Origin of the sequence: Coleofasciculus sp. H7-2 (assembly GCF_042747725.1) — a bacterium.
Classification (GTDB): domain Bacteria; phylum Cyanobacteriota; class Cyanobacteriia; order Cyanobacteriales; family FACHB-T130; genus FACHB-T130.
Window position 1 is genome coordinate 44,789 of sequence record NZ_JBHZGO010000048.1, and the last position, 25,877, is coordinate 70,665.

At 46.5% G+C, this 25,877-nt stretch carries 28 protein-coding genes and 1 pseudogene; 22 read left to right on the forward strand and 7 right to left on the reverse strand.

Annotation, left to right across the window (positions count from 1 at the left end; all coding sequences use genetic code 11):
- The first annotated feature begins 45 nt into the window (after positions 1–45).
- Both ACFW2W_RS11410 and ACFW2W_RS11415 read left to right on the forward strand, forming a co-directional pair.
- Positions 46–348 (forward strand): type II toxin-antitoxin system ParD family antitoxin, encoded by a 303-nt coding sequence (locus tag ACFW2W_RS11410; RefSeq protein ID WP_378177556.1) that lies wholly within the window; start codon positions 46–48, stop codon positions 346–348.
- Complete coding sequence (locus ACFW2W_RS11415) at positions 345–653, forward strand: type II toxin-antitoxin system RelE/ParE family toxin (protein WP_378177559.1); 309 nt, start codon at positions 345–347, stop codon at positions 651–653. Before ACFW2W_RS11410 ends, ACFW2W_RS11415 begins: the two co-directional genes overlap by 4 nt.
- A 52-nt stretch (positions 654–705) precedes the next feature.
- Here ACFW2W_RS11415 and mnmA read toward each other — a convergent pair whose 3' ends face one another.
- Positions 706–1,761, reverse strand: a complete 1,056-nt coding sequence (gene mnmA, locus ACFW2W_RS11420) for a tRNA 2-thiouridine(34) synthase MnmA (protein WP_378177562.1) — start codon at positions 1,759–1,761, stop codon at positions 706–708.
- 200 nt (positions 1,762–1,961) lie between these two features.
- Here mnmA and ACFW2W_RS11425 point away from each other — a divergent pair, with 200 nt between their 5' ends.
- From ACFW2W_RS11425 to ACFW2W_RS11470, 10 genes and pseudogenes are all read left to right on the forward strand, one after another.
- On the forward strand, positions 1,962–2,162 hold the full coding sequence (locus ACFW2W_RS11425) for a hypothetical protein (protein ID WP_378177565.1): 201 nt from the start codon (positions 1,962–1,964) through the stop codon (positions 2,160–2,162).
- Position 2,163: 1 nt separating this feature from the next.
- Positions 2,164–2,871, forward strand: coding sequence for a hypothetical protein (locus ACFW2W_RS11430; protein ID WP_378177568.1), 708 nt, complete (start codon positions 2,164–2,166; stop codon positions 2,869–2,871).
- Between the two features lie 97 nt (positions 2,872–2,968).
- A complete protein-coding gene (locus tag ACFW2W_RS11435; protein ID WP_378177571.1) occupies positions 2,969–4,522 on the forward strand; it encodes an NAD(P)H-hydrate dehydratase in 1,554 nt (517 codons plus the stop codon).
- Positions 4,523–4,754: 232 nt separating this feature from the next.
- Positions 4,755–4,895 carry a hypothetical protein gene (locus ACFW2W_RS11440; protein WP_378177574.1) on the forward strand — a complete coding sequence of 47 codons (141 nt, stop codon included), beginning with the start codon at positions 4,755–4,757 and terminating at the stop codon, positions 4,893–4,895.
- Between the two features lie 240 nt (positions 4,896–5,135).
- Positions 5,136–5,678: a hypothetical protein gene (locus ACFW2W_RS11445; protein WP_378177577.1), complete on the forward strand. Its 543-nt coding sequence runs from the start codon at positions 5,136–5,138 to the stop codon at positions 5,676–5,678.
- A gap of 39 nt (positions 5,679–5,717) precedes the next feature.
- A complete protein-coding gene (locus ACFW2W_RS11450) occupies positions 5,718–6,950 on the forward strand; it encodes a pyridoxal-dependent decarboxylase (protein WP_378177580.1) in 1,233 nt (410 codons plus the stop codon).
- Between the two features lie 16 nt (positions 6,951–6,966).
- A pseudogene (locus ACFW2W_RS11455) lies at positions 6,967–7,658 on the forward strand (IS1 family transposase).
- Positions 7,659–7,834: 176 nt separating this feature from the next.
- Complete coding sequence (locus ACFW2W_RS11460) at positions 7,835–9,490, forward strand: alpha-keto acid decarboxylase family protein (RefSeq protein WP_378177583.1); 1,656 nt, start codon at positions 7,835–7,837, stop codon at positions 9,488–9,490.
- A 140-nt stretch (positions 9,491–9,630) separates the two neighbouring features.
- The gene (locus ACFW2W_RS11465) at positions 9,631–9,861 is read left to right on the forward strand and encodes a glutathione S-transferase family protein (protein WP_378177586.1); all 231 of its coding nucleotides are present in this window, start codon (positions 9,631–9,633) and stop codon (positions 9,859–9,861) included.
- Between the two features lie 43 nt (positions 9,862–9,904).
- Positions 9,905–10,159, forward strand: a complete 255-nt coding sequence (locus ACFW2W_RS11470) for a glutathione S-transferase family protein (protein WP_378177589.1) — start codon at positions 9,905–9,907, stop codon at positions 10,157–10,159.
- Between the two features lie 41 nt (positions 10,160–10,200).
- Here the strand turns inward: ACFW2W_RS11470 and ACFW2W_RS11475 are convergent, their stop codons facing one another.
- Positions 10,201–10,602 carry an aspartyl protease gene (locus ACFW2W_RS11475; RefSeq protein ID WP_378177592.1) on the reverse strand — a complete coding sequence of 134 codons (402 nt, stop codon included), beginning with the start codon at positions 10,600–10,602 and terminating at the stop codon, positions 10,201–10,203.
- Positions 10,599–10,919 (reverse strand): hypothetical protein, encoded by a 321-nt coding sequence (locus ACFW2W_RS11480; protein ID WP_378177595.1) that lies wholly within the window; start codon positions 10,917–10,919, stop codon positions 10,599–10,601. The genes ACFW2W_RS11475 and ACFW2W_RS11480 overlap by 4 nt, the downstream gene beginning before the upstream one ends.
- Positions 10,920–11,074: 155 nt before the next feature.
- Here ACFW2W_RS11480 and ACFW2W_RS11485 point away from each other — a divergent pair, with 155 nt between their 5' ends.
- On the forward strand, positions 11,075–11,560 hold the full coding sequence (locus ACFW2W_RS11485; RefSeq protein WP_378177598.1) for a gluconokinase: 486 nt from the start codon (positions 11,075–11,077) through the stop codon (positions 11,558–11,560).
- A 51-nt stretch (positions 11,561–11,611) separates the two neighbouring features.
- Here ACFW2W_RS11485 and ACFW2W_RS11490 read toward each other — a convergent pair whose 3' ends face one another.
- Positions 11,612–12,214 (reverse strand): hypothetical protein, encoded by a 603-nt coding sequence (locus ACFW2W_RS11490; RefSeq protein ID WP_378177601.1) that lies wholly within the window; start codon positions 12,212–12,214, stop codon positions 11,612–11,614.
- Between the two features lie 189 nt (positions 12,215–12,403).
- Positions 12,404–12,751 (reverse strand): fasciclin domain-containing protein, encoded by a 348-nt coding sequence (locus ACFW2W_RS11495; protein ID WP_378177604.1) that lies wholly within the window; start codon positions 12,749–12,751, stop codon positions 12,404–12,406.
- Between the two features lie 77 nt (positions 12,752–12,828).
- On the opposite strand from ACFW2W_RS11495, the gene ACFW2W_RS11500 reads away from it, so the two are divergent.
- From ACFW2W_RS11500 to ACFW2W_RS11530, 7 genes are all read left to right on the forward strand, one after another.
- Complete coding sequence (locus ACFW2W_RS11500) at positions 12,829–13,470, forward strand: IS607 family transposase (protein WP_378177609.1); 642 nt, start codon at positions 12,829–12,831, stop codon at positions 13,468–13,470.
- Positions 13,470–14,558 (forward strand): RNA-guided endonuclease InsQ/TnpB family protein, encoded by a 1,089-nt coding sequence (locus tag ACFW2W_RS11505; RefSeq protein WP_378177613.1) that lies wholly within the window; start codon positions 13,470–13,472, stop codon positions 14,556–14,558. Before ACFW2W_RS11500 ends, ACFW2W_RS11505 begins: the two co-directional genes overlap by 1 nt.
- Before the next feature lie 524 nt (positions 14,559–15,082).
- On the forward strand, positions 15,083–15,352 hold the full coding sequence (locus ACFW2W_RS11510) for a GlsB/YeaQ/YmgE family stress response membrane protein (protein ID WP_378177616.1): 270 nt from the start codon (positions 15,083–15,085) through the stop codon (positions 15,350–15,352).
- A gap of 347 nt (positions 15,353–15,699) precedes the next feature.
- Positions 15,700–16,500, forward strand: coding sequence for a glutathione S-transferase family protein (locus ACFW2W_RS11515; RefSeq protein WP_378177619.1), 801 nt, complete (start codon positions 15,700–15,702; stop codon positions 16,498–16,500).
- Between the two features lie 146 nt (positions 16,501–16,646).
- Positions 16,647–18,377 (forward strand): helicase HerA domain-containing protein, encoded by a 1,731-nt coding sequence (locus ACFW2W_RS11520; protein WP_378177621.1) that lies wholly within the window; start codon positions 16,647–16,649, stop codon positions 18,375–18,377.
- Positions 18,378–18,926: 549 nt separating this feature from the next.
- The gene (locus ACFW2W_RS11525; RefSeq protein ID WP_378177623.1) at positions 18,927–19,916 is read left to right on the forward strand and encodes an RNA polymerase sigma factor, RpoD/SigA family; all 990 of its coding nucleotides are present in this window, start codon (positions 18,927–18,929) and stop codon (positions 19,914–19,916) included.
- A 605-nt stretch (positions 19,917–20,521) separates the two neighbouring features.
- Positions 20,522–20,992, forward strand: a complete 471-nt coding sequence (locus tag ACFW2W_RS11530; protein ID WP_378177625.1) for a hypothetical protein — start codon at positions 20,522–20,524, stop codon at positions 20,990–20,992.
- A gap of 253 nt (positions 20,993–21,245) precedes the next feature.
- On the opposite strand, the gene cobO is transcribed toward ACFW2W_RS11530, so the two are convergent.
- Positions 21,246–21,920, reverse strand: coding sequence for a cob(I)yrinic acid a,c-diamide adenosyltransferase (gene cobO / locus ACFW2W_RS11535; protein ID WP_378177627.1), 675 nt, complete (start codon positions 21,918–21,920; stop codon positions 21,246–21,248).
- A gap of 208 nt (positions 21,921–22,128) precedes the next feature.
- Between cobO and ACFW2W_RS11540 the strand changes: the two genes are divergently transcribed.
- Both ACFW2W_RS11540 and ACFW2W_RS11545 read left to right on the forward strand, forming a co-directional pair.
- Complete coding sequence (locus tag ACFW2W_RS11540) at positions 22,129–23,733, forward strand: ATP-binding protein (protein ID WP_378177629.1); 1,605 nt, start codon at positions 22,129–22,131, stop codon at positions 23,731–23,733.
- Between the two features lie 219 nt (positions 23,734–23,952).
- The gene (locus ACFW2W_RS11545; RefSeq protein WP_378177631.1) at positions 23,953–25,044 is read left to right on the forward strand and encodes a response regulator; all 1,092 of its coding nucleotides are present in this window, start codon (positions 23,953–23,955) and stop codon (positions 25,042–25,044) included.
- Between the two features lie 356 nt (positions 25,045–25,400).
- On the opposite strand, the gene ACFW2W_RS11550 is transcribed toward ACFW2W_RS11545, so the two are convergent.
- Complete coding sequence (locus ACFW2W_RS11550) at positions 25,401–25,754, reverse strand: hypothetical protein (protein ID WP_378177633.1); 354 nt, start codon at positions 25,752–25,754, stop codon at positions 25,401–25,403.
- Positions 25,755–25,877 lie beyond the last annotated feature (123 nt).

Sequence of the window (25,877 nt, forward strand, 5' to 3'; positions counted from 1 at the left end):
ATAGTTATTATGCTATTGTTTTTATATATTCTAAAAATAGAACCTATGACTTTAACTGGACAAAAACAAGATCGCTCCATCACTGTATCAGTTACACCTGAACTGGAGCAGTTTGTTAGCGAGTTACTTGAGAGCGGCAAATTCTCATCTGCTAGTGAGGTTGTTTGTGAGGGGCTGCGATCGCTACAAGACCGATACATTGTATATCAAGCTAGATTGGCTGAACTTCAAAAGGAAATTACTATTGGTATTGAAGCTTCTGAAGGAGGGGAAGTGGTTGATGGAGCCACAGCAATTCAAGAACTCCGGGATAAAATTCGCCAACGCTCCTCTAACGGCGACCAATGAGTAAATTTTACATTCTTACTGCTCCAGCTAAACAAGATATTGATAACATTATCTCTTTCCTTTTTTCCAGAAACCCTGGTGCAGCAGAGGGTTTTTTAGACCAAATTGAGGAGAAATTTCAAAATATTGCTAACTTCCCTAACATGGGTCGCCGAAGAGATGACCTCAATCCTCCACTGCGAAGTTTTCCAATAGATAACTACCTGATTTTCTATCGTCCAATTGAAAACGGTATTGAAGTAGTTCGGGTGATTAGTGGCTATCGGGATATTGATACTGTTTTCTCAAGAAATGAGGACAACTAAAAAGAGGCAAAAATTTTTACTTTTGCCTCTAAAAAAGTTGCTTGTTTACTGTTTACTCAAACCTTTCGATAATGCCACCGCCGAGTACAATGTCCCCATCGTACAAAACCGCAGCTTGTCCAGGGGTAATCCCGAACTGGGGTTCATCGAAGACAAGCTTGATTCGCGAATCTTCCAGGGGAATTACGCTGACTGGGACTGCCTTTGAGCGATAGCGGACTTGCACTTCGGCGCGGATGGGACTGGTGGGTTCGGGAATTGAAACCCAGTTTAACCGCGCGGCGGTGCATTCAGGCTTGTGTGTGCTAGCGCGATCGCCCACAATCACTCGATTCCGAACTGCATCCAGCGCCACTACATACAGCGGTTCCGCCGCCGCAACACCAATTCCCTTCCGTTGCCCAATTGTGTAGTGATGGATACCCGTATGTTGACCCAACACTTTGCCAGACTGGTCAACAATCTCACCCGTTTGCTGAGGAATGTACTTATCTAGAAACGTCTGCATGGAACCGTGGGATTCCACCAAACACAAATCCATACTTTCCGGCTTATCAGCGGTTTTTAAGCCGAATTCTGCGGCGATGCGCCGAGTTTCTGTCTTGTGCAGTTCTCCCAACGGAAACATCGATCCAGCTAGCATTTCTTGTGTCAAATCGTACAAAAAGTACGACTGATCCTTAGATAAATCTACAGCCCGCCGCAGCTGATAACGTCCCGTTTCTGCGTCATACCCGATCCGCGCATAATGACCCGTGGCAATTTTATCAATACCCAACTCTTCAGAGGCATAGCGCAGCATCGGGCCAAATTTCACCGCCTTATTGCACTGAGAACAAGGCAACGGAGTAATCCCCGATTCGTATCCCGCAACCAGGTAATCGACAATATTTGCCTGAAAAACATCCCGACTATCAACAATGTGATGAGGAATGCTCAACTGTTCGCAAAGAGAAGCCGCATCGACCATTCCCTCAGAACAGCATTGACCTTTACCCTTCATTAGCCAGAGGGTAAGACCAACAACTTCATATCCTTGATGATGGAGGGTGGCGGCTGCGACGGAACTATCAACTCCACCGGAGAGGCCGACGACGACTTTATTCATAGAACGAAAAAGTGAATTACTGAATTATCAGTTTTTTCTTTTCTAGACTAACACTTTGATAATCGTCATTAGTCTAAAGTCATTAGTCTTTTGTCTGTAGGCGTTATCAGGTTAGAACGTTCCAACCTGACAACATTCCAACGTTTCAATCACTAATGATGAAGGACTAATGACTAATTATGCTAGATTGACTACAAATTTTGTCCGCACAATTCCTGGAAGATCGCCGAGGAGAGCTGATTTTAAATGAGGAGCAATCAGCAGCGTTTACTCACTCATGGCAACAGAAAAAGAAAAACCTGTTGGCTGTTATCCCTTACCTCGTGCTGGTTCTGGGGTGGATATTTGCTGATTCCACACCCGATCCCAGCAGCAGCCAGACCTCTCCCTACACCACCTGATGTGGTTCCTGGCTTACCTGCATCGCCAAATGCTCCGCCAGCGTTTCCTCAAGATACTTTGCCCTCGATTTCACCGAATCCTGCGGGCAGGCGTGAGATTGAATTTCAGGCACCGCCGCCAAGTACACCTAGCAGAAGGACACCCAGCAGAAGTACACCCAGCAGAAGTACACCCAGCAGAAATAGAAATAAGAATCCTCGCCCGGTGCGTCGGAATTCTCGTCTCTATGGGGTTTTTATTAATGGGGATAGTCCGCTGTTGTTAGCGCAAGTCCGAAAGATAGAACCCGAAGCTTTTGTGCGGTACGGCGGGGGTGTGATCCAAGCGGGAGTATTTGCTGATGAAATTAAAGCCCAGCAGCGGGTTCGGGTTTTGGAAGAATGGGGCATTCGAGGGCAAATCAGTGCTTATTCTGACCAAAATTTTGATGCTGATGCAGAGAATTTCGATTCTCGTCCAGTCACCAGTAGAGATGAAGTGGAGGAAGTTGCTTATTTCGTGGTGATTCCGGGGAGTCAGGAGTATTTACCTGACATTGCTTCCCACATGATCCGGCTGGGGTTCCCCAAGGATGCGGTGTTTCAAAGAGAGGTACCACGCGGACCCCACGTTGCGGTCGGTCCTTTTGAGGATCGCTCACAAGCAGAACGCTGGAGTCGCTTTCTCCGCTCTAATGGTATGGATGCACGGGTTTATTTCGGTCAATAGCGTGCCCCTGCTGTAGGGGCGGGGAGACCCCGCTCATGCCTATGCTGAGTAAGATAAAACTTAGAACTCACAGGAATCAGCACTGAAAGTGGCACAGATGCAACAGAGGCAGGAAAAGATTCAGCAAATGGTGGTGACTGCCCAGCAGATGCGCGAGATTGAAGGGCGCGTATTTGCGGCTGGAATGCCGGTGGCGGCTTTGATGGAAAAGGTGGGGGGACTGATTGCCAGTCGAGTTCAAGCGCTTTATCCCCGTTCCCAGATGCGACGTGTAGGCGTTTTGGTGGGGCCTGGTCACAATGGGGGCGATGGGTTGGTGGTCGCCCGTGAGTTGCATTTTCAGGGTTATGAAATTGTCATCTATCGTCCGATTGCCAAGCTGAAGGAATTAACTTCGCAACACGCCCAGTATGCTGAGAGTTTGGGCATTCCCTGTGTTGAGCAGATTGAGCCGTTGCAAGCGTGCGATCTAATTATTGATGGTTTATTTGGGTTTGGGTTGGAAAGAGCGATCGCTGAACCCATATTCTCTGCTATTCATCAACTAAATCAGTGGTCTAAGCCAGTGATTAGTATCGATTTGCCTTCCGGTTTGCATACCGATACTGGGGAAGTCTTGGGAACGGCGGTTCGTGCAACTCACACGTTTTGCTTAGGTTTGTGGAAATTAGCATTTCTGCAAGATCAAGCGTTGGAATCTGTTGGAAAAGCTGAACTGATTGATTTTGGTATCCCGGTGGCGGATATCTCGGCGGTACTGGGTGAGACGCCCAACATTCAGCGGGTGACACCGGCAGTTGCGATCGCTCATCTTCCCATTCCTCGCCCCGCAGTTACTCATAAGTATAAACAAGGACATCTGCTGTTGATTTGCGGTTCTCGCAAGTATGCTGGAGGCGCGATTTTAGCCGGTTTGGGAGCAAGATCCAGTGGCGTCGGGATGCTCTCAATTGCGGTGCCAGAATCGCTGAAACCTTTACTGGTGGCTCAGTTGCCAGAAGCGCTGATTATTGGTTGTCCAGAAACAGAGACAGGTGCGATCGCATCTTTGCCAGAAGACACGGATCTGAGTTCCTATAGCGCGATCGCTTGCGGTCCCGGTTTGACAAAAGATGCCACGCCAGTCGTTGAAAAAGTCTTAGCTAGCGATTTGCCTGTTGTTTTAGATGCTGATGGCTTGAATATCCTCGCCCAGTTAAACACGATCCCGACCCTCTCTAAACGACAAGCACCAACTGTTCTCACCCCCCATACGGGTGAGTTCAATCGTTTGTTTCCAGATGCACCCGATGCCACGAAAGACCGGGTGAGTGCAGTTCGTAAAGCATCCCAGCAGAGTGGGGCAGTGGTACTCCTGAAGGGGGCGAGGACTGCGATATGCCATCCTTCTGGCTCAGTATGGATTGTTCCCGAAAGCACTCCCGCCTTAGCCCGTGGCGGCAGTGGAGATGTGCTAACTGGGCTAATGGGTGGACTGGTAGCAACCGCATCTAAGCAACAGCTACCCATAGAAGAGATGGTACAAAGTGCGGCTTGGTGGCACGCTCAAGCGGGAATTTTGGCAGCCGAGGAGCGTACTGAGTTAGGAGTTGATGCGTATACTCTGACACAGTATTTGATGGCAGTAGTGCGACAAGCGTTTAATGGTTAGTTCGCGTTGAGACCAAATTTTGCTTGATACCAAGCGGGTGAGCCTTCTTATCTAGTTTTTACCTCCCTCGCGGGATCGGTATTCTTTCTTGACTCAAATCCCCCTTTCTAGGGATATATACTCTCAGCCTGTATTTTAAATTCTTGATAGAAAATTTATCAATAAGTGCGTGGTTCTTAGCTAGCTAGCTGTTGAGCGCAACTGTGGGTAGTTGAAGTGGAGAGTTTTGAATTTGAATCAGTCTGCACGAGCGTTTTATCGCTGCATGGGAGCATCAATTTTAGAAGACTGCCCTTTAAAGCTGCGACACGGCGAAAAGCTCACCCAACTGGCATTTTGTACTCCTTTTTTGGGTCGCACTATTGAAGAGTAGGTATTTTTGGGCACATTTTTGAATGGTTTCAGCTTCTTTTAAGATAACTTATAAATCCAGTTAGGAGGTGTTCGTTTTGCAAGTAATGATCGGGGAAATCGCTTTTAGTTTACCCTCTTCATACTCCCTACTTTCCTCAATGTACGACTGTTAAATTATGTCGCCGTTTTGTCTTAAATAACTCCTGCGGGGACTTTATTCAATCTTAGTAAAAAAATCAGGTAAAGAAAGGAGATAAACATGGTTGATAATATTTCCAGAAACTTTAGCCAAAACTTCATTCAAGACGACAACGGTGACTTATCCATTGGTCGTCTAACTGGGATTCCTAATATCAATTCGCCACAGCCACCTGGAGATATTTCCACCTGGTTTTTGGGTACGCGGGCGGAAAATGGTGCTGAATTTAAGGAATTAATTGCCAAGGCTGTAGACCATATCATTCAGTATCGGCAGGAATACTTAGCAGGCGATCCGGAAACCATCACTCCTGAAGTAAAAGCCTCTCCAGAATATCAGGCTGGTATGAGTGCTTTGAGGGATGCTTATGACAAATTGCTGGAATATCTGCGCGAGTACGCGACACCTTATTTCAGTATGCGCTATCAGGGTCACGTATTGTGGGATACCACGCTACCTGCAATGCTTGGCTATTTCGCGACCATGTTGCACAATCCCAACCAACTGACTATCCAGATGTCAACAGCAACAACATTGCTGGAGTTACAGGTGGGTCAGGATTTGTGTGCGATGGTTGGTTTTCCATCCAATAACCAAATCTAACCTTGGAGCCATATTACAGCGGGCGGTTCCATTGCAATCATGGAGGCAGTTTGGGCGACGCGAGAGATGAAATTCTTCCCGTTTGCGGCACGCGAAGCCTTGAGGCAGGAACCAGCACTTGTTAAAGCCCGCAACATTGAGGTGCCGATTGTAGATGGCAGCCACCCCAAACTGCTGGAAGCGACATCATGGCAGCTATTTAACATCCGTCAGGACGATATTCTCGCTTTGCCGCAGAGAATTTGGGAACTGTGCGGTGAGAGCGAAAAACTGCAAGATGTTTATAGCGTTTGGGACTTGTTGTTGAAGCGCAGCCTCAACGGTCAAGGATGGGGAGGGATGTCAAGCGCCTTCCAAGACGTTGGTTCGTTGAAGATGATAACATCATCAACTAAACACTATGCTTGGCCCAAGGCGGCGGCGGCTCTTGGCATCGGTACGGACAACGAGATCGATCTTTACGTTGATGCCGATGCGCGGATGGATATGCAAAAGCTGGGGCGTTGCTTGCAAGAGTGTTTGGACTCCCGCAATCCGGTACTTTTAACCACAGCCGTTCTTGGCAGCGTCGAAGAAAGCGCCGTCGATCCGCTTGAGAGCATATTAGAATTGCGCGAAACTTATCGGAAAAAAGGATTAGAGTTCAACATCCACGTCGATGCTGCTTGGGGTGGATACTTGATGTCAATCATCCGCCGCGATTACAAATTTGCCGAGCAAAATTCCCCACTATTTATAGACGATTTCAGCCGCGTACCTTGCAACGAACACACATTAAGGCAGTTGCAGCGAATGCGGGAGTGTGATTCCGCAACGATAGATCCGCACAAATTAGGCTATATCCCCTATCCTGCCGGAGGCAATCTTTACCGCAACGGTCAGTTGAAAAATCTCACAATTTATGCTGGTTCCTATATCGGCGGCACTCAGTCAATTCGTCCCCAAGAACCGTCGGTGGCAATCTACGGTCTGGAAGGCTCCAAGCCTGGTGCAAGGGCGGCTGCGGTTTTCCTATCGCACCAAATGATTCGACCCTCCGAGAGCGGCTATGGCAAGATAATCAACCAATCCCTGTTTAATACCAAACTGTTGTGTCTGCGCCTACTGTTGATGGCAACAGAACAGGATAATTTTATTATGGTGCCATTGCCACGTCTTCCAATTGAGCGGACAGGAAATGATGGCGACAAGGAAAGCTATCTTGCTACTCTGCGCGATCGCTTGCATGGTAAAACGCAGAATGAAATTTGGCGTTGCAGAATAAAGGTATGAATTAGGAGAAATTTTCATGCAATGCCCTGAATGCGCCTCCACCCGTATCCGTAAGAATGGCAAGAAAAGAGGCAAACAAAATCACATCTGTGTCGATTGTGGTCGCCAATTTATTGACCGCTATGATCCACCTAAAGGGTACTCGGATGAGTTCAAACGAGAATGCCTCAAAATGTATGTCAACGGTTCAGGATTTCGAGCAATCGAACGTGTCAAGGGAGTGCATCATACGACCGTGATCGATTGGGTCGAGCACGTGGGGCAAACCTTGCCAGATGACGGTAGCACCTGAAACCATTCCTGAAGTTGGGAAACTCGATGAACTCGAAACGTTTGTCGGTCAAAAAAAACAAGATCTGGCTGTGGACAGCCGTTGACCACTTTAGATGCGGTATTTTAGGGTGGGTCATTGGTGATCATAGTGCCCAAACCTTTGAACCATTATGGAACCTCGTTGCTCTATGGAATTGTTTCTTCTATGTCACTGATGGAAATCGCGTTTATCCTCTCTTTATCCCAGACGAAGACCATATTGTCAGTAAGACTTACATGATTCGTGTTGAAGGCGAAAACACTCGATTAAGAGATTATCTTGCCCGACTGCATCGCAAGACCTTGTGCTATTCAAAGTCCGTAGAGATGCTGAAACACTCAGTTCGATTGCTACTCCACTACTTAAAATTCCGGGATATCCCTGTTCCTGCATAACTCATACCTGCATCCAGCAACGCCGACTAGGGCGTGTCTGCTTTGCTCATAACCACTGACTAATAGCAGCAATTATGAGCATCGCCAGGTAGTTGACGGGGAGCTTTCATCCTCAAAAAGTTTTTGCAATACAACCTTTGCAATACAACCATATATAAAATATCAAGGCTAAAACAATGACAAACTGTACTGTTGGCGACTATTTATTGCTTCGTCTGGCGCAAATTGGCATCAAGCATATCTTTGGTGTCCCTGGCGACTACAATATGGAATTTCTCGATCGTATTGTCGCTCAAGAGAATCTTAAATGGATTGGAAATTGCAACGAACTTAACGCAGCCTACGCCGCCGATGGCTATGCTCGAATTAATGGCATTTCAGCATTAGTTACTACGTTTGGTGTTGGCGAACTCAGCGCGATTAATGGAATTGCTGGCGCTTACGCGGAGTACGTTCCTGTTGTGGCGATTACCGGATCTCCTGCTACCAAAAAGCAATCATCTGGGGCACCTCTCCACCATACCCTTGGTACTGGCGATTTTACCATGTTTGCCCGAATGTTTGAGAAGGTAACGGTAGCTCAAGCGTATTTAACTCCAGAGAATGCAACAGCAGAAATCGATAGAGTTCTGGCTGCTTGCCTTCTCAAGAAGCAACCTGTTTATATCAGCCTACCGATGGATGTTGCTACGACTGAAGTAGCTGCACCTGAAGGTGAATTTATGCCTCCCGTTGAAGAGAGCGATCGCGCTACTTTGGATGAGGCAGTTGATGTCAGTGTAACTATGCTGGAGAAGGCTGAAAAACCAGTCATTCTCGCTGACATAGGTGTCGATCGCTATCGCCTCCATAATGAATTGCGATCGCTTCTAGCAGCCACTGGATATCCTTATGCAACTATGAGCATGGGGAAAGCGCTGCTTGAAGAAACGCACCCCCAATATATCGGCATCTATAACGGTGCTGTCAGTGAAAACTATGTGCGAACACGTATTGAAGAGGCAGCTTGTGTGTTGAGTATCGGTACTTATTTAACTGATTTCAACACCGGAAAGTTTTCCGCCCAACTCGATCCTAGTCGAACTATTGAAGTGCATGGGCAGTATCTCAAGATAAAGCGTGCCTTGTACAATAATGTAGCGATGGGGGATTTTCTACCTGCTTTAAGCAAACGGTTGCAGCATCGGGATGCTATTTCGCTCGACATAAAACCCGCCAAAGACAATTTAAATGCTGGCTTGACAACGAGCTTTCAACCTAACTCCTCTGCGCCGATTAAGCTGGAGCGGTTTTGGCAAAGACTGGCTCATTTTTTCCAAGAAAATGATATTGTTGTCGCCGACATTGGAGTGGCTTTTTTTGGAGCCTTAGAAATTCCTTTGCCAAAGGGAACCACCTTCGTTGGACAACTGCTTTGGGCTTCTATAGGTTACTCGCTTGGCGCAGTTCTCGGTTGTGCGATCGCTGCTCCCCAACGTCGGTCTATCCTATTCATTGGTGATGGTTCCTTCCAAATGACGGCACAAGAACTATCAACAATATTACGCTATGACCTCAAGCCAATTATTTTTCTCATCAATAATGATGGATACACGATCGAGCGCGATATACACGGTGAGAAGATGCCATACAACGACATCCAGCGGTGGAATTATCACAAACTTCCTGAAGTTTTTGGTAACAATAGCTGGAGCATTAAAGTAAGCACTGAGTCAGAGTTAGAGTCGGCGCTGCAACAAGCCGAACAAAATAGGGACAAACTTGCCTTTATTGAAGTGGTGATGGACAAAATGGACAACCCTGAAAATCTCTTGAAGCTGTTGCAGCAATGATCGGGATAATGGCGCTCTTGCGAAAACTTCAATGACAGAAAAATCAGTGAAGTTAGATTCAGTTCTTGCACTTGTGTTGAAAGCCCGCCAGGGGTTCAAACCCCACAGCTTATAGCTGAAGTCCTCAGAGGACTAATACCTTGGCGATTAACGCCTTTCATCACATTCCAGTCTTGGTGGATGACGGCTTTAATGTAGTGGAATCCTTAGCAATCCTTGACTACCTAGAGACCAAGTATCCGATGCCTACCTTGCTGCCTGCGGATGCCAAGGCAAGAGCAACTGTGCGGATGGTGGAAATGGTCACTGTCAATGAACTGATGCTTGGCATAGCCCCGCTGAGTCGGCAATGGATGGGCGCTTGCTGGTGACGAACAGCAGAAACTTGAGCAGTCAAAGCAGCAAGCACATACGGTGCTGACCTTCTTTGAGAATCTACTTGGCGAACATCCATATTTTGGTAGCGATCGCCTAACCCTAGCTGATATTGTTGCCGGAACTGTGATACCCGGCTTACCTGGAATAGGTGTGTCTATGGGTGATTATCTAAAACTGAGTGCTTGGTCTGAACGCTTGTCGAAGCGTGCTACCTGGCAAATGACCCAGACTAGCCCGGAGGTAATTGAAGCGTACAAGTCTCGTCGCCAGCAGTTCCCGATCGCAGCGTAGCGGAAATGGTGATGGAAAATTAGAGAAATCGCCGTTATTCTTTATGAAGCGCTGGGAATGCGATCGCTTTCTGTTCCATCTTTTCCTAACGTCAGCAAACCTGCTTTTCTATCTACCACTAATCGTCGATTTTCTAGCCACTGCAAACCCAGTAAAACTTCCGTAATTTCTTCACCTCCTAAAACGGGAATAGTAAACTCTTGACTCTCCATCACAACAGTTCCTCGATAAAGATTAAACGTTGCTTCTCCCCTTGCTGTCTGCATTTGCTCTTTCTTGACAAATGACCATCCCAAACTCTCCACATCTTGGATATCTATTACTAACCAGTCAGTGAATCCGGTGTCTAGTAACGCATTAACTGTAACTAATGAACCATCATCCGCGATTAAGTCAATCTCAAAAAATAGATCGCCCTTCTCGCCAAAATAGCCTTGGATCATATTCTGCCGCAAGTCCCGGTTTTATTCAGGCGCATTGCCATCAGCACTGCTGTAGGGTGCTTCTGCTTGGCTTTTTGAAAACTGACTATTTCATCGGGATCAATGAAATAGTCTCCGCTTTCTGGCTCAATATGTATGAACCAGTTGTAATGAGCCGCGACTAATTCTGGGTAAACTTTGTTAAAAATCTCTCGGCATCGCTGGACAAATACTTCATCTTCAGCCTTCCGTCGGGCTATTTCTTCTGAGGAAAGCGGTGGGCGGTCAGGAGAAATTCTGCTGCCACGCGGCACTCGTCTATGGGTTTTCTCAGTCATGATTACAATTAAGTTAGTGTTTAAATTATTTAATATTATATTTTTAGGCAATACGGCGCAACTTATGGCGCGATCGCTTAATTTTAATCATTTAAAATCGACAAATTTATGAAAGCGATCGCACTGTAAAATCCCTACACTTGGAGTTGTGAGAAGTGATTATTCTCGTCATGGGTGTTTCTGGCAGCGGCAAATCTACTGTCGCCCAGCTACTCGCACAAGAACTAAACTGGGATTTTAGCGATGCCGACTGCTTCCACACGAGCGCTAATATTGAAAAAATGAGCCGAGGCATTCCTCTGACCGATGCCGACCGAATGCCGTGGTTGCAAGCAATGCAACACGCCATCGACCAATGGCTACAGGAAGGCAACAATAGGGTACTGGCGTGTTCTGTCTTAAAAGAATCCTATCGTCAGATGCTGTGGCGAGATCCACAACAAATGCGGCTCGTTTATCTCAAAGGAAGTTTCGAGGCGATCGCGCAGCGGCTGGAAGAGCGCCAAAGCCACTTTATGACCAAAACACTCCTGCAAAGCCAGTTTGACACCCTTGAAGAACCACACAATGCCCTCTGGGTGGACATTTCCGAGCCGCTAGACGGAATTGTGCAGCAGATTCGCAGGCGTCTAGAAATCTAAAGCTGGCGATCGCATCTCATTCCAAATCCGCTGGTTCGCCACAGGCAATCTCTAAAATCTCAAACCCACACCACCCTGCACTGAAACAGCAGTACCACCGCCATCGCGGTAGGCGTCAAAAGCAATAATCGCATTGCCAAAAAGAACAGCATTGCTGTTAGGAACGACGTAATCAATCCCCGGTTGGATAGCAAAACTGGTTTTATCTCCCACCGGCGAAGGCGTCCGATTCCCACTCCCAAAAGCAACGCCTGCGCCCACATAGACATCTGTTTGCCAGTTGAGGGGGACATCATAGGAAATCGTTGGCACAACCGCTGGACTTGCCCCAATCAGCGCTTGTGCCCTTAAGGAAAGGGGAGCTTGCAGGAGTTTGTAGCGTACAGCAACTACCCCACCTATCTGGCGACCTTCTCCAAAATCATTCTCATTAATCCCCACCGTAGCACCAACGCCCACGTAGCTGCCGTATGCTGCCTGAGCCGATGCTGGCTGACAAAAAGCAAACCCTATCCTACCAGAAGCCGAATCGGCTACGGGAAGCAAAAAGTAGAACCCAAAGAGTAAAAAGTAAAAAAGGCTTTTTTTTACCTTTTTCCTGTCCCCTTCTAGGGCGGCTCCTTCTTGCAAAAATAAACCCTTGAAACCCTCCATTTCCCCACTCCTCAGCGCCCATGAAGCAAAATGCTCCATGTTTGTGTCGATTTTATTCTAATTTATCCTGAATTTCCTCAGTACCGAATTATTGATAGCCAGAGATAAAAAACCCAGTCCCAAGCCTTCTCGGAACCGGGTTTATTCTTTTAAGACGTTAGCGTTACAAACGATGACTATGTTTCACGCCTACTTGGTCGGCATAGGTGGCATAATCACCTTGTCAATCCCATGAATAATGCCATTGGTGGCTTCGATGTTAGCCTGCAAGACCTTGGCGTTCCCCACCATCACTCCATCGGTTCCAACCTTAACGGTGACTGGGCTGCCTTCAACTGTAGTCACTTCTCCAGACTTCAACTGGGAGGAACTAACTTTGCCGGGAATGACGTGGTAGGTCAAAATTTTGACCAGCATCGCTTTATTTTCTGGTTGCAGCAACTTTTCGACAGTGCCTTCGGGTAAAGCCGCAAATGCTGCATCAGTCGGTGCAAAAACCGTGAACGGTCCTTGTTGTTCGAGGGCTAGAAGCTGCAAGATAATTTCTATGCAAGTCTATGTAAATCGTTTTGATTGCCCATATAATCGAGAGAAAAAAGTAAAGTAAGGATTATATGGAGAACTTTCAGGACGTGACGTTAAGCATAGGAGAGGCAGCTAAGGAACTAGGCGTCTCTGTTGACACAATACGGAGATGGGCGGACGCCCAAAAGCTAAAAAGTATTCGCGCTCCTAGCGGACACAGAAGATTTTACCTAGGAGATATCAAAAGACTGACACCAAGAGAACTTAAGCAGTTAGATGAGCGCATCACCATCAACTACGCTCGTGTTAGCAGTCACGACCAAAAGCAAGATTTAGTGAGACAGGTACAGGTTTTAGAGTCGTTCAGTGCTGCTAATGGTTGGCAATATGAAACCATTCAAGACCTTGGAAGTGGGCTGAATTACAACAAGAAAGGATTGCAAAAGCTACTCAAGCGCATCATGCAAGGCGATGTAGGCAGGCTAGTTCTAACTCATAAAGACCGACTTTTGCGCTTTGGAGCCGAGTTAGTTTTTGCGATGTGTGAAGAGTTTGAAACCGAAGTGGTTATCGTCAACAAATCTCATGAGGAAATGACATTTGAGCAAGAGTTGGTGCAAGACATGATTGAACTAATTACAGTATTTTCAGCTCGTTTGTACGGCTCCCGCTCTAAGAAAAATAAGAAGTTGCTTGACGGCATGACTCAAGCCGTAAAGGATGTCCAGTAATGCTTTTAGGCTTTAAGACCGAACTGAAACTCAACAATCATCAGAGGACACAACTAGCCAAGCACTGTGGTGTTGCGCGTCATGCCTGGAATTGGGGACTGGCTTTGACAAAAAATATCTTAGATCACAACAAAGCTAATCCTACTGACAAGGTTAAATTTCCGACTGCGGTAGATTTGCACAAGTGGTTAGTTGCAATGGTTAAGCCTGAGTGTCCTTGGTACTACGAAGTCAGTAAATGCGCTCCTCAATATGCCCTCAGGCAACTAGCAGAAGCCTGGAAGCAAGCCTTTAAGAAGGTTAAAAAACCACCCAGATTCAAGAAAAGAGGCAAGTCTGATAGTTTTACCGTTGACGGTGCGCTCAAAGTTGACAACTTCCGCGTAAAGATACCTGTGATTGGTTGGCTCAAAACATACGAGCGATTACCGATGGATTATCAGCCTAAGTCTTTCGCAATCAGCCGCACTGCCGATAAATGGTATGTAAGTTGGAAAATAGAGATTGAGCCAACCAATGAGTCTAAACCAGTCCCTGTTGTTGGTGTTGATCTAGGAATCAAGGTACTTGCTACGCTATCGACGGGTGAAGTGTTTGAAGGTGCCAAGAGTTACCGCAGATATGAGCAGAAACTCTCACGCTTGCAGTACCTCTGCCGACACAAGCAGCGCGACTCATCCAACTGGAAAAAGGCACAGCGCAAGATAGCAAGGCTACATCAGAAAATTGCCAACATCCGCAAAGACACATTGCACAAATTGACATCCTATCTTGCCAAGAACCACGGCTCAATAGGGATTGAGGATTTAAACGTGTCTGGAATGTTAGCTAATCACAAGCTAGCCAAAGCTATTGCAGACATGAGCTTTTTTGAGTTCCGCCGTCAGTTAACTTACAAGTGTGAACTGTACGGTAGTGAGTTAGTCGTAGTTAACAGATGGTTCCCCAGTAGCAAGACCTGCTCTGGCTGTGGCACTAAGAAAGAAACACTCTCACTGAGTGAAAGAGTGTTCAATTGCGAATGCTGTGGTCTGGAGATTGATCGCGACTTAAACGCATCGATTAATTTGTGTGTAGCTGTCAGTTAGACAGTGAATAGCCTGTGGACTGGTAAGTGCCGACACCCCAGAGTGAAACAGGAAGTGAGCAGCAAAACTTACCTAGCTTAGATTTGTCTAACTCTGCATAGTTTTGCATAGGTATTATATAACGGTTTCTGTCAAACCTGCGGCTTCCAAGGCAGCAGTCAGAATTTTGAATGAACCATTTTGGGCAGCAAGCGCAACCAAGTTACTACTTGTGGGCATCATCCCTTCTGTGGCAGCCGGGTTAGAGCCTTCGCCGGGGATGGCAGGGTTCCTGGGGTTGACTGAGCGCTGCGCGAGCGATTGTAGGGAGGCTTGCTGAAAACGTCTGACTGGAAAATTTCGGGGTTGGGATTCACCTAGGCACTACTTCTTTATATATAAACAAACCTAAGCAATGCCTTCAGGATCTATGCCTTTTGATTATACCCTCTGATAGAGGTAGACATTTAATCCAGCTTGTTATTCTAGAAACAACAAAAATAAACAACATCAACAAAAAACATTAATAAGAACGGAGCAAAAAAATGGGAATTATTGCTTGGATTGTTTTAGGTCTGATTGCGGGTGCAATTGCTAAAGCCATTTATCCCGGTCATCAAGGCGGCGGTATTCTCGCTACAATGGCGTTAGGTATTTTAGGTGCCCTGGTTGGTGGCTATTTAGGACAAACTTTCCTGGGGATATCGGGAGGCGCAGCCTCGGCACCGTTGACGGTACCTAGTATTGCTTTTGCTGTGCTGGGCGCAATGGTTCTGCTCTTCCTGTGGGGCTTGTTAACTCGGCAGAGCGCTTAGTAAAGGTTCCTTTTTAATTACCATCTAGTATTTAGGAAGCACCCCCAGCTTAGTCTGGGGTATTTTTATTGGTCTATTATTGGTTACAGCAGTCGTTATTTGACTGTGTTCAATAGAGCCAATTTAATCATTTTTGATTAAAAATAAAGCCATTTTAAACAAATTCATAATTGGAGAAGTTGGGATTTTTCTAAGTTATTGTTATTAACACTAAAAATAAGTAATTTACTGATTATAATCGCCAAAAACATAATTTTTGCTTTTAGTTTCACCGATGCAAATAGTAACGGCAGTAGGCTAAAAGCGTTAAATTAACAGTGTTGCTTAAAAATAGAAGGAGATAAAAAATGCTGGAGTTATACCAATTTGAGCTATCCCACTACTCCGAAAAAGTGCGACTGCTGCTGGATTATAAAGGTCTGCCATACCGCAAAATTGAGGTAACACCAGGAGTGGGACAGGTGGAACTGTTCCGGATATCTGGTCAACGACAGGTACCCGTCCTGAAGGATGGCAATACGGTAATTGCTGATTCGACAGCGATCGCTAAGTACCTCGACAAGCAATATCCCGACCGACCGCTGATCCCAGTTGATCCGAAACAAAAGGGACTGTGCTTATTGATCGAAGCGTGGGCAGATGTATCTATCGGTCTCAAAAGTCGTAAGGTGTTATTTGGGGCACTCAGCCAAAATCAGAACTTCCGCACCTCGATTTTACCCAGCAACACGCCAGATGCTGTCAAGACTCTCGTGGGGGCAGTGCCTGGTGAAGTGCTGAATCTTCTAGGTCTTGGTGTCGGATACGGCCCCGATGCCGTACAATCGGCGACAGAGGATCTTCAGCAAGACCTAGAGAGCCTATCCCTGCTACTACTGGAAAGCCCTTACTTAGTCGGCGACTATCCAACCTTGGCAGATTTTGCCGTCGCTGGGCTGAGTATGCTGATTAAATTCCCCTCTGGCCCCTATCTCGACCTTCCCGAAACCCTTAGAGGCAAAGGAATTCCTGGTTTAGCTGACCGTGTCGCCTACGAGACATTTTTCAACTGGCGCGATCGCCTTTATGCCGATTATCGCAAACCCCTGAGTGCCAACACAACCGCCGGAGCCACTGGCTCAACACCGACATCAATTGATATAGATTAGGCAATCCATTTTAGATTTTAGATTTTGGATTGGCTTAAAAATCCAAAATCTAAAATTGAACAAATAGCTAGGTTCCGAGAATTAGGGTAAACTTTGGATGCCTAAGTGTTCTGAAGCGACACAGCTAAAAGACTCCAGAAGCAATTATGGAAATGCCATTAGGGTCGGTGATTCAAGGCTCCCTCAGTCAGGGGCTGGAAGTAAGACTGCATCCCGATATTTCTGTTGAAGATATGCGGGTTGGCAAATTTCTGGTAGTCAAAGGTGCCCGTTCAGACTTCTTCTGTATGCTCACCGACGTTTCGCTGGGCACCTCCAGCCAGCGAATTGTCGCCAATCCTCCCAGTCCTGAGGACACTTTTTTGCAAGCGGTTCTAGCCGGGAGTGGCACCTATGGCACCATCAATCTGACGCCGATGTTAATGCTGACACGAGAAGTAACGAAGTCAGTAGGCGCTTATGTGGTGGGTGCCGAAAATCCCAACGCCAAATCCAACGGTGGAATCGCATCCTTTCAACTGCAAAGTAGCGCTGATGCTGAGATGGAGTTGATGCCCGTTAAGACAATTCCCAGTCACTTCAGCCAGGTTTATGATGCTACAGAACGCGATTTCCGCGCCGTCTTTGGCTGGGAAGATGACCCCACTCGGTGCAACTTCGCCATCGGTCAACCCTTGGATATGGATGTGCCCGTATGTCTGGATTTACACCGATTCGTGGAACGCAGCAACGGCGTCTTCGGGAAATCCGGCACCGGCAAATCCTTTCTCACCCGCCTACTCTTGTCTGGCATCATCCGCAGGCAGGCAGCGGTCAATTTAATTTTTGATATGCACTCGGAATATGGCTGGGAAGCCGTCCGCGAAGGCAAACACTTCAGCACTGTCAAAGGCTTGCGGCAGCTATTCCCCGGACAGGTGCAAATTTACACCCTCGACCCCCAATCTACCAAGCGGCGGGGTGTGCGTGACTCCCAGGAACTTTACCTCAGCTACGACCAAATTGAAGTCCAAGACATCATGCTGGTGCGGAATGAGTTAGGTCTTTCCGAAGCGGCTTTGGACAATGCCAATATTCTCCACGCCGAGTTTGGCAACTCCTGGATTATCCAACTGTTGAATATGACCAACGAGGAAATCCAGATGTTCTGCGAGGAGAAGAAGGGTCATAAGGGTTCAATTATGGCGTTGCAGCGCAAACTGATGCGCCTGGAAAATCTCAAATATCTGCGAACTACCTGTCCCCACAACTACGTCAATCAAATTTTGCAATGCCTTGATGCGGGTCAGCACGTAGTGATTGAGTTTGGTTCTCAGTCAGATATGCTCTCCTATATGCTGGTGACGAATATGATCACCCGCCGCATTCACAAAGCTTATGTGAACAAATCTGAATTGTTTTTGCAGACCAAAAACCCGATCGATCGTCCTCAGCAGCTAGTCATTACTATAGAAGAAGCCCACCGCTTCCTTGACTCAGCCATTGTGCAAAGTACCATTTTTGGTACGATTGCCCGCGAGATGCGAAAATATTTTGTCACCCTTCTGGTGGTAGATCAGCGTCCCTCTGGAATTGATAATGAGGTGATGTCCCAGATTGGTACTCGCATCACTGCTTTGCTAAACGATGACAAAGACATCGACGCCATTTTTACCGGCGTCTCTGGCGGGATGAGTCTGCGTTCCGTTCTGTCAAAGCTGGATTCTAAGCAACAAGCTTTAATTTTGGGTCACGCGGTTCCGATGCCGGTCGTGGTGCGGACTCGTCCTTACGATGAAACGTTTTACAGAGAAATTGGCGATACTTGCTGGGAAGAGATGCCAGACGATGAAGTGTTCGCTGCGGCTGAAGCGGCTAAAGCTGATATTGGTTTTTAATCCGTAGTCAATAATCAAATGACTATTGACTACGGACTTCTAGATAAAAATAGTTCGGTTATCCCACAACGGCTAGAGTACCCATTGAAGGGTTTTCCGTGGATGATTATATATATAGGGCAAAGATAGGACGCTTTTAGCTAATGGTTTTCCGGGTGGCATTTAAGGGTTAACAGGAATTTGCCAGAGCAGCAAGTTTAACCCAATCGGATGAACCTTTCAACCTGGAGCGTCGTCTATCATTAGTGATACGATAGAAATGTAAAGCAAACTCATACCGACTTTGACTTTTTAGCCTTTGTTACCTATCAGGAGTGGCTAAATGGGGGTCGATACCAGCTCTTTGAGGCATCCCCCAGCCGAAATCTTGACGATTCGCTTTTCGTGTGTTATGTTTGCCTATTCAACTGGGTAGGCTATCTTTACAACTTTTGCAGGATGTGTTCCACCGATTGACCTAGCTACTCTTATTGTAAGAGCTGGCAATCTCCCGCTAAGGTCAATCCCTGCTACAGAATTGTTGCTTGTTTACGGAGTCACCACTCACTCATGCCCACTGCCAACACCCAAAAAAAGACGACTAAACAACCCACGTTTACGGCTGATATGGTTCGCACCTATCTGCATGAGATTGGGCGCGTGCCCCTGCTGACCCACGAACAAGAGATTGTCTTCGGCAAGCAGGTGCAGCAAATGATGGCGCTGCTGGAGGCGAAGGAGACCTTGGCTGAGACATTGCAGCGGGAACCGACTCATCAAGAGTGGGCAGACCATGTTAGCTTGAGTGAACCCGAACTCGACCGGATAATCAACCTGGGAACGCGGGCGAAGCGCAAGATGATAGAAGCTAACTTGCGTCTAGTGGTAGCGATCGCCAAGAAGTACCAGAAGCGTAACATGGAATTCCTGGATTTGATTCAGGAAGGTACTCTAGGCTTGGAACGCGGCGTCGAGAAATTTGACCCGATGCGCGGTTACAAGTTTTCGACCTACGCCTACTGGTGGATTCGCCAAGCGATTACTCGCGCGATCGCTCAGCAAGCACGGGCGATTCGTTTACCCATCCACATCACCGAAAAGCTTAACAAAATTAAGCGGGTGCAACGCGAACTAGCCCAGACGCTTGGTCGCAGCGCTACCCCCGGTGAAATCGCTAAGGCGTTGGATTTAGAACCCGCGTTGATCCGCGAGTACTTGAATATCGCCCGTCAACCGATTTCTCTGGATGTGCGCGTCGGCGATAACCAGGATACTGAACTGCAAGACCTTCTGGAAGATGAGGGACCAACCCCTGACCATTATATGACCCAGGAGTCGTTGCGGCAAGACCTGGACGATCTTCTGGCAGAACTAACCCCACAGCAGCGGGAAGTGCTAACCCTGCGCTTTGGCTTGGACGATGGCAACGAGCTATCTCTGGCGAAAGTCGGCGAACGCCTGAGCCTCAGCCGCGAACGGGTACGCCAGCTAGAACACCAAGCCCTCGCCCATCTGCGCCGTCGTCAGGCGAATGTCCGCGAGTATATTGCTGCTAGTTAATTGTAGAGGCGGGATTGACCGGCTATGCTCCTGCCTCCCACATCATCCCATAGCGATCGCTCCTAAACCCGTCCTTACAACTAAGTAAGGGCGGGTTTTTCAGTCATTTCAATCCCCGCATTTTTGAGTCACTGTCGAGTAGATGTACCTACCTGCTGAAATTTTTTTGCAGTAGTCTAAAAACCGTTACCGCTCTTTTTTGTATTTTTGTAAAGTTTCGTAAAGCATTTCGGGAACTCAAACTGGTGCGGGTGAAGTCATCCACAGTTAAGAGACAAGCCCGCACTGACGCAATTTGGGAAAGCTAATAAAACGGGTGAATAAAGTGAGTATAAATACGCCTTCTGATTCCAGAAGGCGATTTAATGTCCGGGAATCAAAGATGAATGCGTCGCTTGTCTTAACAAAAAAACTCCTTTCGGATGACCCACGATTCATTCAAATGGGTGAAGCTTTACACCTGAGAAATTAGCTACTTTTTAACTAGATGCTTGAGGGTATCTGCTCTTAATTGCTAGGGGGAAACTACGGTGCTTAACAAGTTATATCAGCAATTTATATCTCGGCTTCCGCTTGAAGTACCTGCCCTAGGATTACTTCTAACCATGAGCTTCGCAACCAGTACAGTTGCTTTGCAGGCACCAACATCCTTAAGTAAAGTGGGAATAGTTGGCACAAATTCCGTTGCTCTTGCACAAGTGCCAGCATCAGACACCTCAGTGGGTGACGGAATTTATGTGTATGGTAGCTCCCAAAAGCCAGAAGAGATTGGTCAAGAATATCTAGTATTTGAGGCGCGTCAGGGAAAAGTAAGGGGTGCGTTTTATATGCCTTCCTCAGAATATAGTTGTTTTTCCGGCAAGGTTGAGGCACAGCAAATTAATCTAACCGTTCAAGATCCCTACGACAGTACAACCTATTCTCACTCAATTGCCCTCAGCGAAGCCCCCCCAGTCGCCTCAGTCGATAGCCGGTTGCCAATTGAGGATAGTTTACAACTCCAGGGATATCACCCAATTAACAAAATTAGCGCTAACGACCAGCAAATGTTGAAAGCTTGTCAAGCTAACTTCTAACAATAAGTAAGCTTTGGCGGTGGAAATCAAAGTAACTCTGTTCAAGGTTGGTAATTGTCAGTAGTTTGTTCAGGACTCGCCGCACATCACCACATCTATGAGGGCAACCACAGGGGGATTGAACCCGAAAAAACGCTATATGTATAAGCTTTGCGTAAGTCCTGTTGTTGCTACTAACCAATGACCAAAAAACAATTAACTCCTCTAAAAACCCGTTTTCTTGAAGAAAACGGGTTTCTTGATTTTTTGAACTTCAAAACTCGATTCCTGGCTGCGCTTTGACGCCCTGTTCCCGGAACGGATGCTTAACGAGCGTCATTTCCGTTACCAAGTCAGCTCGCTCAATCAGGGCTGCTGGGGCACCTCTACCGGTGAGAATAACGTGAGAATCCGCAGGCTTATCCTCCAACCCAGCTAGCACTTCCTCAACGCTCAAATAGCCGAGTTTCAAAGCTACGTTGATTTCATCCAACAGCACTAGCTTAAATTCAGGATTGCGGATAAAGCTTAGTCCAGTTTCCCAAGCCTGATGCGCTTTCTGGATATCTCGCTGTTGGTCTTGAGTTTCCCAGGTGAAGCCTTCTCCCATCGCGTGGAACTCTAGCTGACCTTCCCAGCGACCGAGGACAGCTTTCTCAGCGGGTTCCCAGGCTCCTTTGATGAATTGTACGATCCCGACTCGATAGCCGTGACCAAGCGATCGCAATACCATCCCCAAAGCAGCAGTGGTTTTTCCCTTGCCATTGCCTGTATTAACAATAATTAAGCCTTTCTCCTGAGATGCCTTTGCCACCCGCTGCTCTTGAACTTCCTTGCGCCGCTGCATCTTGCGCTGGTATTGTTCTGGAGTTAGTGATGATGTCTCTGTCTCAGGTAAGTCAGCAGATTCTAAATTTTTATTTACATCGGTCGGGGTAGGAGTTGTCATCAAGTCTGCCTAGAAAAAACTTTCATACCTATTAAAATAGCCCCAAAGGGATATGCATCAGGATCGGCCATCGGCAATTTATTCCCATTGGAGGGAATTGTTCCCAGTCATCACTTCAAGATCGGAGGGCATAACCCCCCTTCCATTTTGCCTATAAATTCAGCAACACTGATTTCAGTATAAATTTACTCACCTTCATTTAAAACCTATGTCTTTAACCTTATCAATGCCTTCTGAACAAGGTGTAGAGCAACTTAATCTTAATTTGGAGTCCACATTGCAGGGATTAACCCTGTATGAGGCTTGCATTGAATACAACCACACAGCCGCAGCAGTTCTCAGGCTTTTCGAGGAAAACCCGCTACTACCGGGTTTGATCCTTATGGATAAAAACCAACTGGTTGGGATGATCAGTCGCCGGCGTTTTTTTGAATATCTGAGCCGTCGTTACAGCTTGGAGTTACTGTCGAAACGAAGTTTGCGATCGCTCTATGAATTCAACCATACCGAAATTCTGGTTTTTCCCAGTTATACTTCCATTACCGCAGCGGTACGGGAGTCTTTGAGGCGATCGCCTGAATTGATCTATGAACCGATCATCGTACAAACAGCACCCGGAATTTATAAATTGTTAGACGTGCATCAACTTCTGCTGGCTCAGTCAGAGGTGCATGAAATTACAATGGCAGCGTATAAGCAAATGGGATTGGCGCTGCAACAGGCAAAAAACCAACTTTTAGCCGTCTTAGATGCCGTGCCTGGATTTGTCTCCTGGATTAGTTCCGATTTACAATACCTGGGCGTCAACCAGCATTTAGCTGCATCCTTTAACTTGTCTTCAGAGGAATTTGTCGGTCAGGAACTTAGCTGTTTTGACAGTAGCTCCAACTTTAGTGAATTTGTGGAGCAATTTTTTGCTTCCCCGACTAAAACAACCTCTCAGGAAGTGACCGCAGAAGTTGACGGCAATATCAAAAATTATCTCATGGTGGCGCAGAAATACAATCAAGATCAAGCTGCTGTCACAGTGGGAATTGATATTACCAAACGCAAGCGATTAGAAGAAAAACTGCGAGCATCGCTTGAGCGAGAAAAAGAACTCGGCAACCTAAAATCTCGCTTTATCTCCATGACTTCCCATGAATTCCGCACTCCCCTGAGTACGATCCTCTCTTCTGCCGAATTATTGGAACACTACAGCAACAATTGGTCTGAAGAGAAAAAACTCATCCACCTGCATCGCATTCAAATCGCTGTTAAGCACATGATTGGACTGCTTGATGATGTATTAGTCATTGGTGAAGCCGAAGCCGGACGGTCGGACTTCAAACCTGAACCGCTGCATCTGGAAGAATTTTGTATTGAATTAGTGAAAGAATTGCAACTGAATGAGGGCAATTCTCGTCCGATAAACTTAATTAATCACTGCAAATCTATCTCATTTTTTCTAGATGAGAAATTGCTGCGACATATCCTCAGCAATCTCCTTTCAAACGCTATAAAATATTCACCTGAAGGGAGTCCGGTTAGATTTGAAATCGCCCAGCAAAAAAATGCAATAGTCTTCCAAATTGAAGACAAGGGAATTGGTATTCCTCTGCAAGATCGCCAGTGCTTATTTGAATTATTCCATCGAGCGACGAATGTCGGCAACATCCCTGGAACAGGTTTAGGGTTGGCAATCGTTAAGAAGTGTGTGGATATTCACGGGGGTGAGATTACCGTTAAGAGTAAAGTAGGTGTAGGCACCAAATTTAAAGTAAGACTACCACTGAAGAGTGCTGTAGGGGCGAGGTCTTCCCGCCCGTGCTAAGTGAGGCTTTCTTGCAAGAGAAAGTCCGAAGTATTCATTTAAAAGGAAAGTTTGGGTGTATTGAAGAAAGTGCCCCTAACAAACTCAAAACTCATTAAAGCTGATAAGCTGTTGTGCATTGAAATTGAACAATCCTAGCGAACATCTTGTCCGCACTCCTGGGAACTTACATTTTTAATTTTTAATTGTTAATTGCTTACCTGCTAGCCAATCGCTGATATGACAAAGATTCTGGTAATTGAAGATGAAGTCTCTATCAGAGAGAACATTCTGGAGTTGTTAGAAGCAGAGGGATTTGACGCCATTGAAGCCGAAAATGGTCAAATAGGGTTGCAGTTGGCTCAAACAGAAATCCCCGATTTAATTCTCTGTGATGCGCTAATGCCTGAACTAGACGGTTATGGCGTTCTGAAGGGACTTCGCTCTAACCCTGTCACCGCGACGATTCCCTTCATCTTTCTCACCGCCAAAGCGGCTAAAACCGATCGGCGTCAAGGGATGGAATTGGGTGCAGACGATTACCTTACCAAGCCGTTTACTAGAGCGGAATTACTAGGAGCGATCGCGGCGCGGATGGAAAAACAGGCAGCGATTGAGCGACATTCGCAAAAAAAACTCGATGATTTACGCAGCAATATCTCCTTCTCCCTCCCTCACGAACTCCATACTCCCCTCAATGGCATTTTGTGTTCTTCGCAAATGCTCATTGATGAAGCCGACTCCTTAGAACCGCAAGAAATTCTAGAAATGGCAGTCGATATTCGTACCTCTGCCGAACGTTTATCTAAGTTAGTCCAGAATTTTTTACTCTACGCTCAATTAGAGGTAATCGTAACCGATCCGCTTCAGATAGCGGATCTCCGACAAAACAGCCGAACTGATTCAGCTAAGAGCGCGATCGCAGAAGCGGCAATTAAAAAAGCCAAGCAGGCTTTTCGGGAAATGGATTTGGAATTAGACCTCCAAGAAGCTGCCGTCTTCATTTCAGAGCCAAAATTGCGAAAAATTGTGGAAGAACTGATAGACAATGCCTGTAAATTTTCGTCTCCCAACACCGCAATTCGCGTTGCCACTCGATGTAAAAATAGCGCTTTTGTACTATCTGTGAGCAACTTCGGACAGGGGATGACACCAGAGCAAATTGCGACAATTGGAGCCTATATGCGATTTGAGCGCAAACTCGCTTCACAGCAAGGCTCTGGTTTGGGATTGCTCATTGTTAAACGCCTAGTCGAACTACACGCTGGAGAATTATCAATTGAGAGTATTTCCGCTCAAAAAACCATTGTGAGTGTTGCCCTGCCCATGTGAATAAATTTAACGCCATGTGCAATTTATATCAGAACTGTTATCAGTAAATAGAGCAGGACTTACGGAACTTGCGCGACATCTGAGGGCAACCACAGGGGGATTGAACCGACAAGAACGCTATATGTATAAGCTTTGCGTAAGTCCTGTAGAGGTAAAAAAACGGCAACATTCAACCTTTCTCTACGCGAACTTTAGTGTTTTTTCGCTCTAACCGAACCGTATTGCCCCCTGCCCCTCTCCTTGCAGGGGCTAGGGGAGAAATTTAATGTTTGATTTTGCATACCTAATTGATTGCTAATCGCTCATAACTTTTAACAATTAGCCATGAACGATTAGCTATTAGCGATTATTTTGTCTTAATTCAACCACGGAAACTGACTAGAAGCAGCGTCGGGTTCTTCAACTAAACGAGCCATATCCCCCTGGTAGTTCTCGTTAACGAAAATCGCTTTACTCTTCAAATGTTCGGGTACATAGCGGAGGTTGACAGGTATACCGTGCGCTAGCATAAATTCTGCCAGATGATCGGGATGAATGTACAAACCTTCTGCATGAAGCCGTTGCAACATTTCCTCAAAAGTAGGCCAATGGTTATGGTGCTGGAGCTGAGATGCTGATTGAACGCTAGCTGCATTGCGAGAGGAAAGATTGCTTGCCATCTTGTCGTATTGACTGGACTGAGACAAAATCCTTCTCTGGATTAAAGCCATGAGAATGACCTTTTTCCAGTTTACAAAAATTTTAGATTTATTGAATTGTGGCGATCGCTTTTGCTATGTTCGCAGGGATCTCCGCAACACCCGTATGATGGCAATTATGAAATCTCAGCCCGC

Coding starts and splice junctions, on each gene's coding strand:
- ACFW2W_RS11410 (WP_378177556.1), top strand. CDS start 46: ATGACTTTAACTGGACAAAAACAAGATCGCTCCATCACTGTATCAGTT.
- ACFW2W_RS11415 (WP_378177559.1), top strand. CDS start 345: ATGAGTAAATTTTACATTCTTACTGCTCCAGCTAAACAAGATATTGAT.
- mnmA (WP_378177562.1), bottom strand. CDS start 1,761: ATGAATAAAGTCGTCGTCGGCCTCTCCGGTGGAGTTGATAGTTCCGTC.
- ACFW2W_RS11435 (WP_378177571.1), top strand. CDS start 2,969: ATGCAACAGAGGCAGGAAAAGATTCAGCAAATGGTGGTGACTGCCCAG.
- ACFW2W_RS11445 (WP_378177577.1), top strand. CDS start 5,136: ATGGTTGATAATATTTCCAGAAACTTTAGCCAAAACTTCATTCAAGAC.
- ACFW2W_RS11450 (WP_378177580.1), top strand. CDS start 5,718: ATGGAGGCAGTTTGGGCGACGCGAGAGATGAAATTCTTCCCGTTTGCG.
- ACFW2W_RS11460 (WP_378177583.1), top strand. CDS start 7,835: ATGACAAACTGTACTGTTGGCGACTATTTATTGCTTCGTCTGGCGCAA.
- ACFW2W_RS11475 (WP_378177592.1), bottom strand. CDS start 10,602: ATGATCCAAGGCTATTTTGGCGAGAAGGGCGATCTATTTTTTGAGATT.
- ACFW2W_RS11480 (WP_378177595.1), bottom strand. CDS start 10,919: ATGACTGAGAAAACCCATAGACGAGTGCCGCGTGGCAGCAGAATTTCT.
- ACFW2W_RS11490 (WP_378177601.1), bottom strand. CDS start 12,214: ATGGAGGGTTTCAAGGGTTTATTTTTGCAAGAAGGAGCCGCCCTAGAA.
- ACFW2W_RS11500 (WP_378177609.1), top strand. CDS start 12,829: ATGGAGAACTTTCAGGACGTGACGTTAAGCATAGGAGAGGCAGCTAAG.
- ACFW2W_RS11505 (WP_378177613.1), top strand. CDS start 13,470: ATGCTTTTAGGCTTTAAGACCGAACTGAAACTCAACAATCATCAGAGG.
- ACFW2W_RS11510 (WP_378177616.1), top strand. CDS start 15,083: ATGGGAATTATTGCTTGGATTGTTTTAGGTCTGATTGCGGGTGCAATT.
- ACFW2W_RS11515 (WP_378177619.1), top strand. CDS start 15,700: ATGCTGGAGTTATACCAATTTGAGCTATCCCACTACTCCGAAAAAGTG.
- ACFW2W_RS11520 (WP_378177621.1), top strand. CDS start 16,647: ATGGAAATGCCATTAGGGTCGGTGATTCAAGGCTCCCTCAGTCAGGGG.
- ACFW2W_RS11525 (WP_378177623.1), top strand. CDS start 18,927: ATGCCCACTGCCAACACCCAAAAAAAGACGACTAAACAACCCACGTTT.
- ACFW2W_RS11530 (WP_378177625.1), top strand. CDS start 20,522: ATGAGCTTCGCAACCAGTACAGTTGCTTTGCAGGCACCAACATCCTTA.
- cobO (WP_378177627.1), bottom strand. CDS start 21,920: ATGACAACTCCTACCCCGACCGATGTAAATAAAAATTTAGAATCTGCT.
- ACFW2W_RS11540 (WP_378177629.1), top strand. CDS start 22,129: ATGTCTTTAACCTTATCAATGCCTTCTGAACAAGGTGTAGAGCAACTT.
- ACFW2W_RS11545 (WP_378177631.1), top strand. CDS start 23,953: ATGACAAAGATTCTGGTAATTGAAGATGAAGTCTCTATCAGAGAGAAC.
- ACFW2W_RS11550 (WP_378177633.1), bottom strand. CDS start 25,754: ATGGCTTTAATCCAGAGAAGGATTTTGTCTCAGTCCAGTCAATACGAC.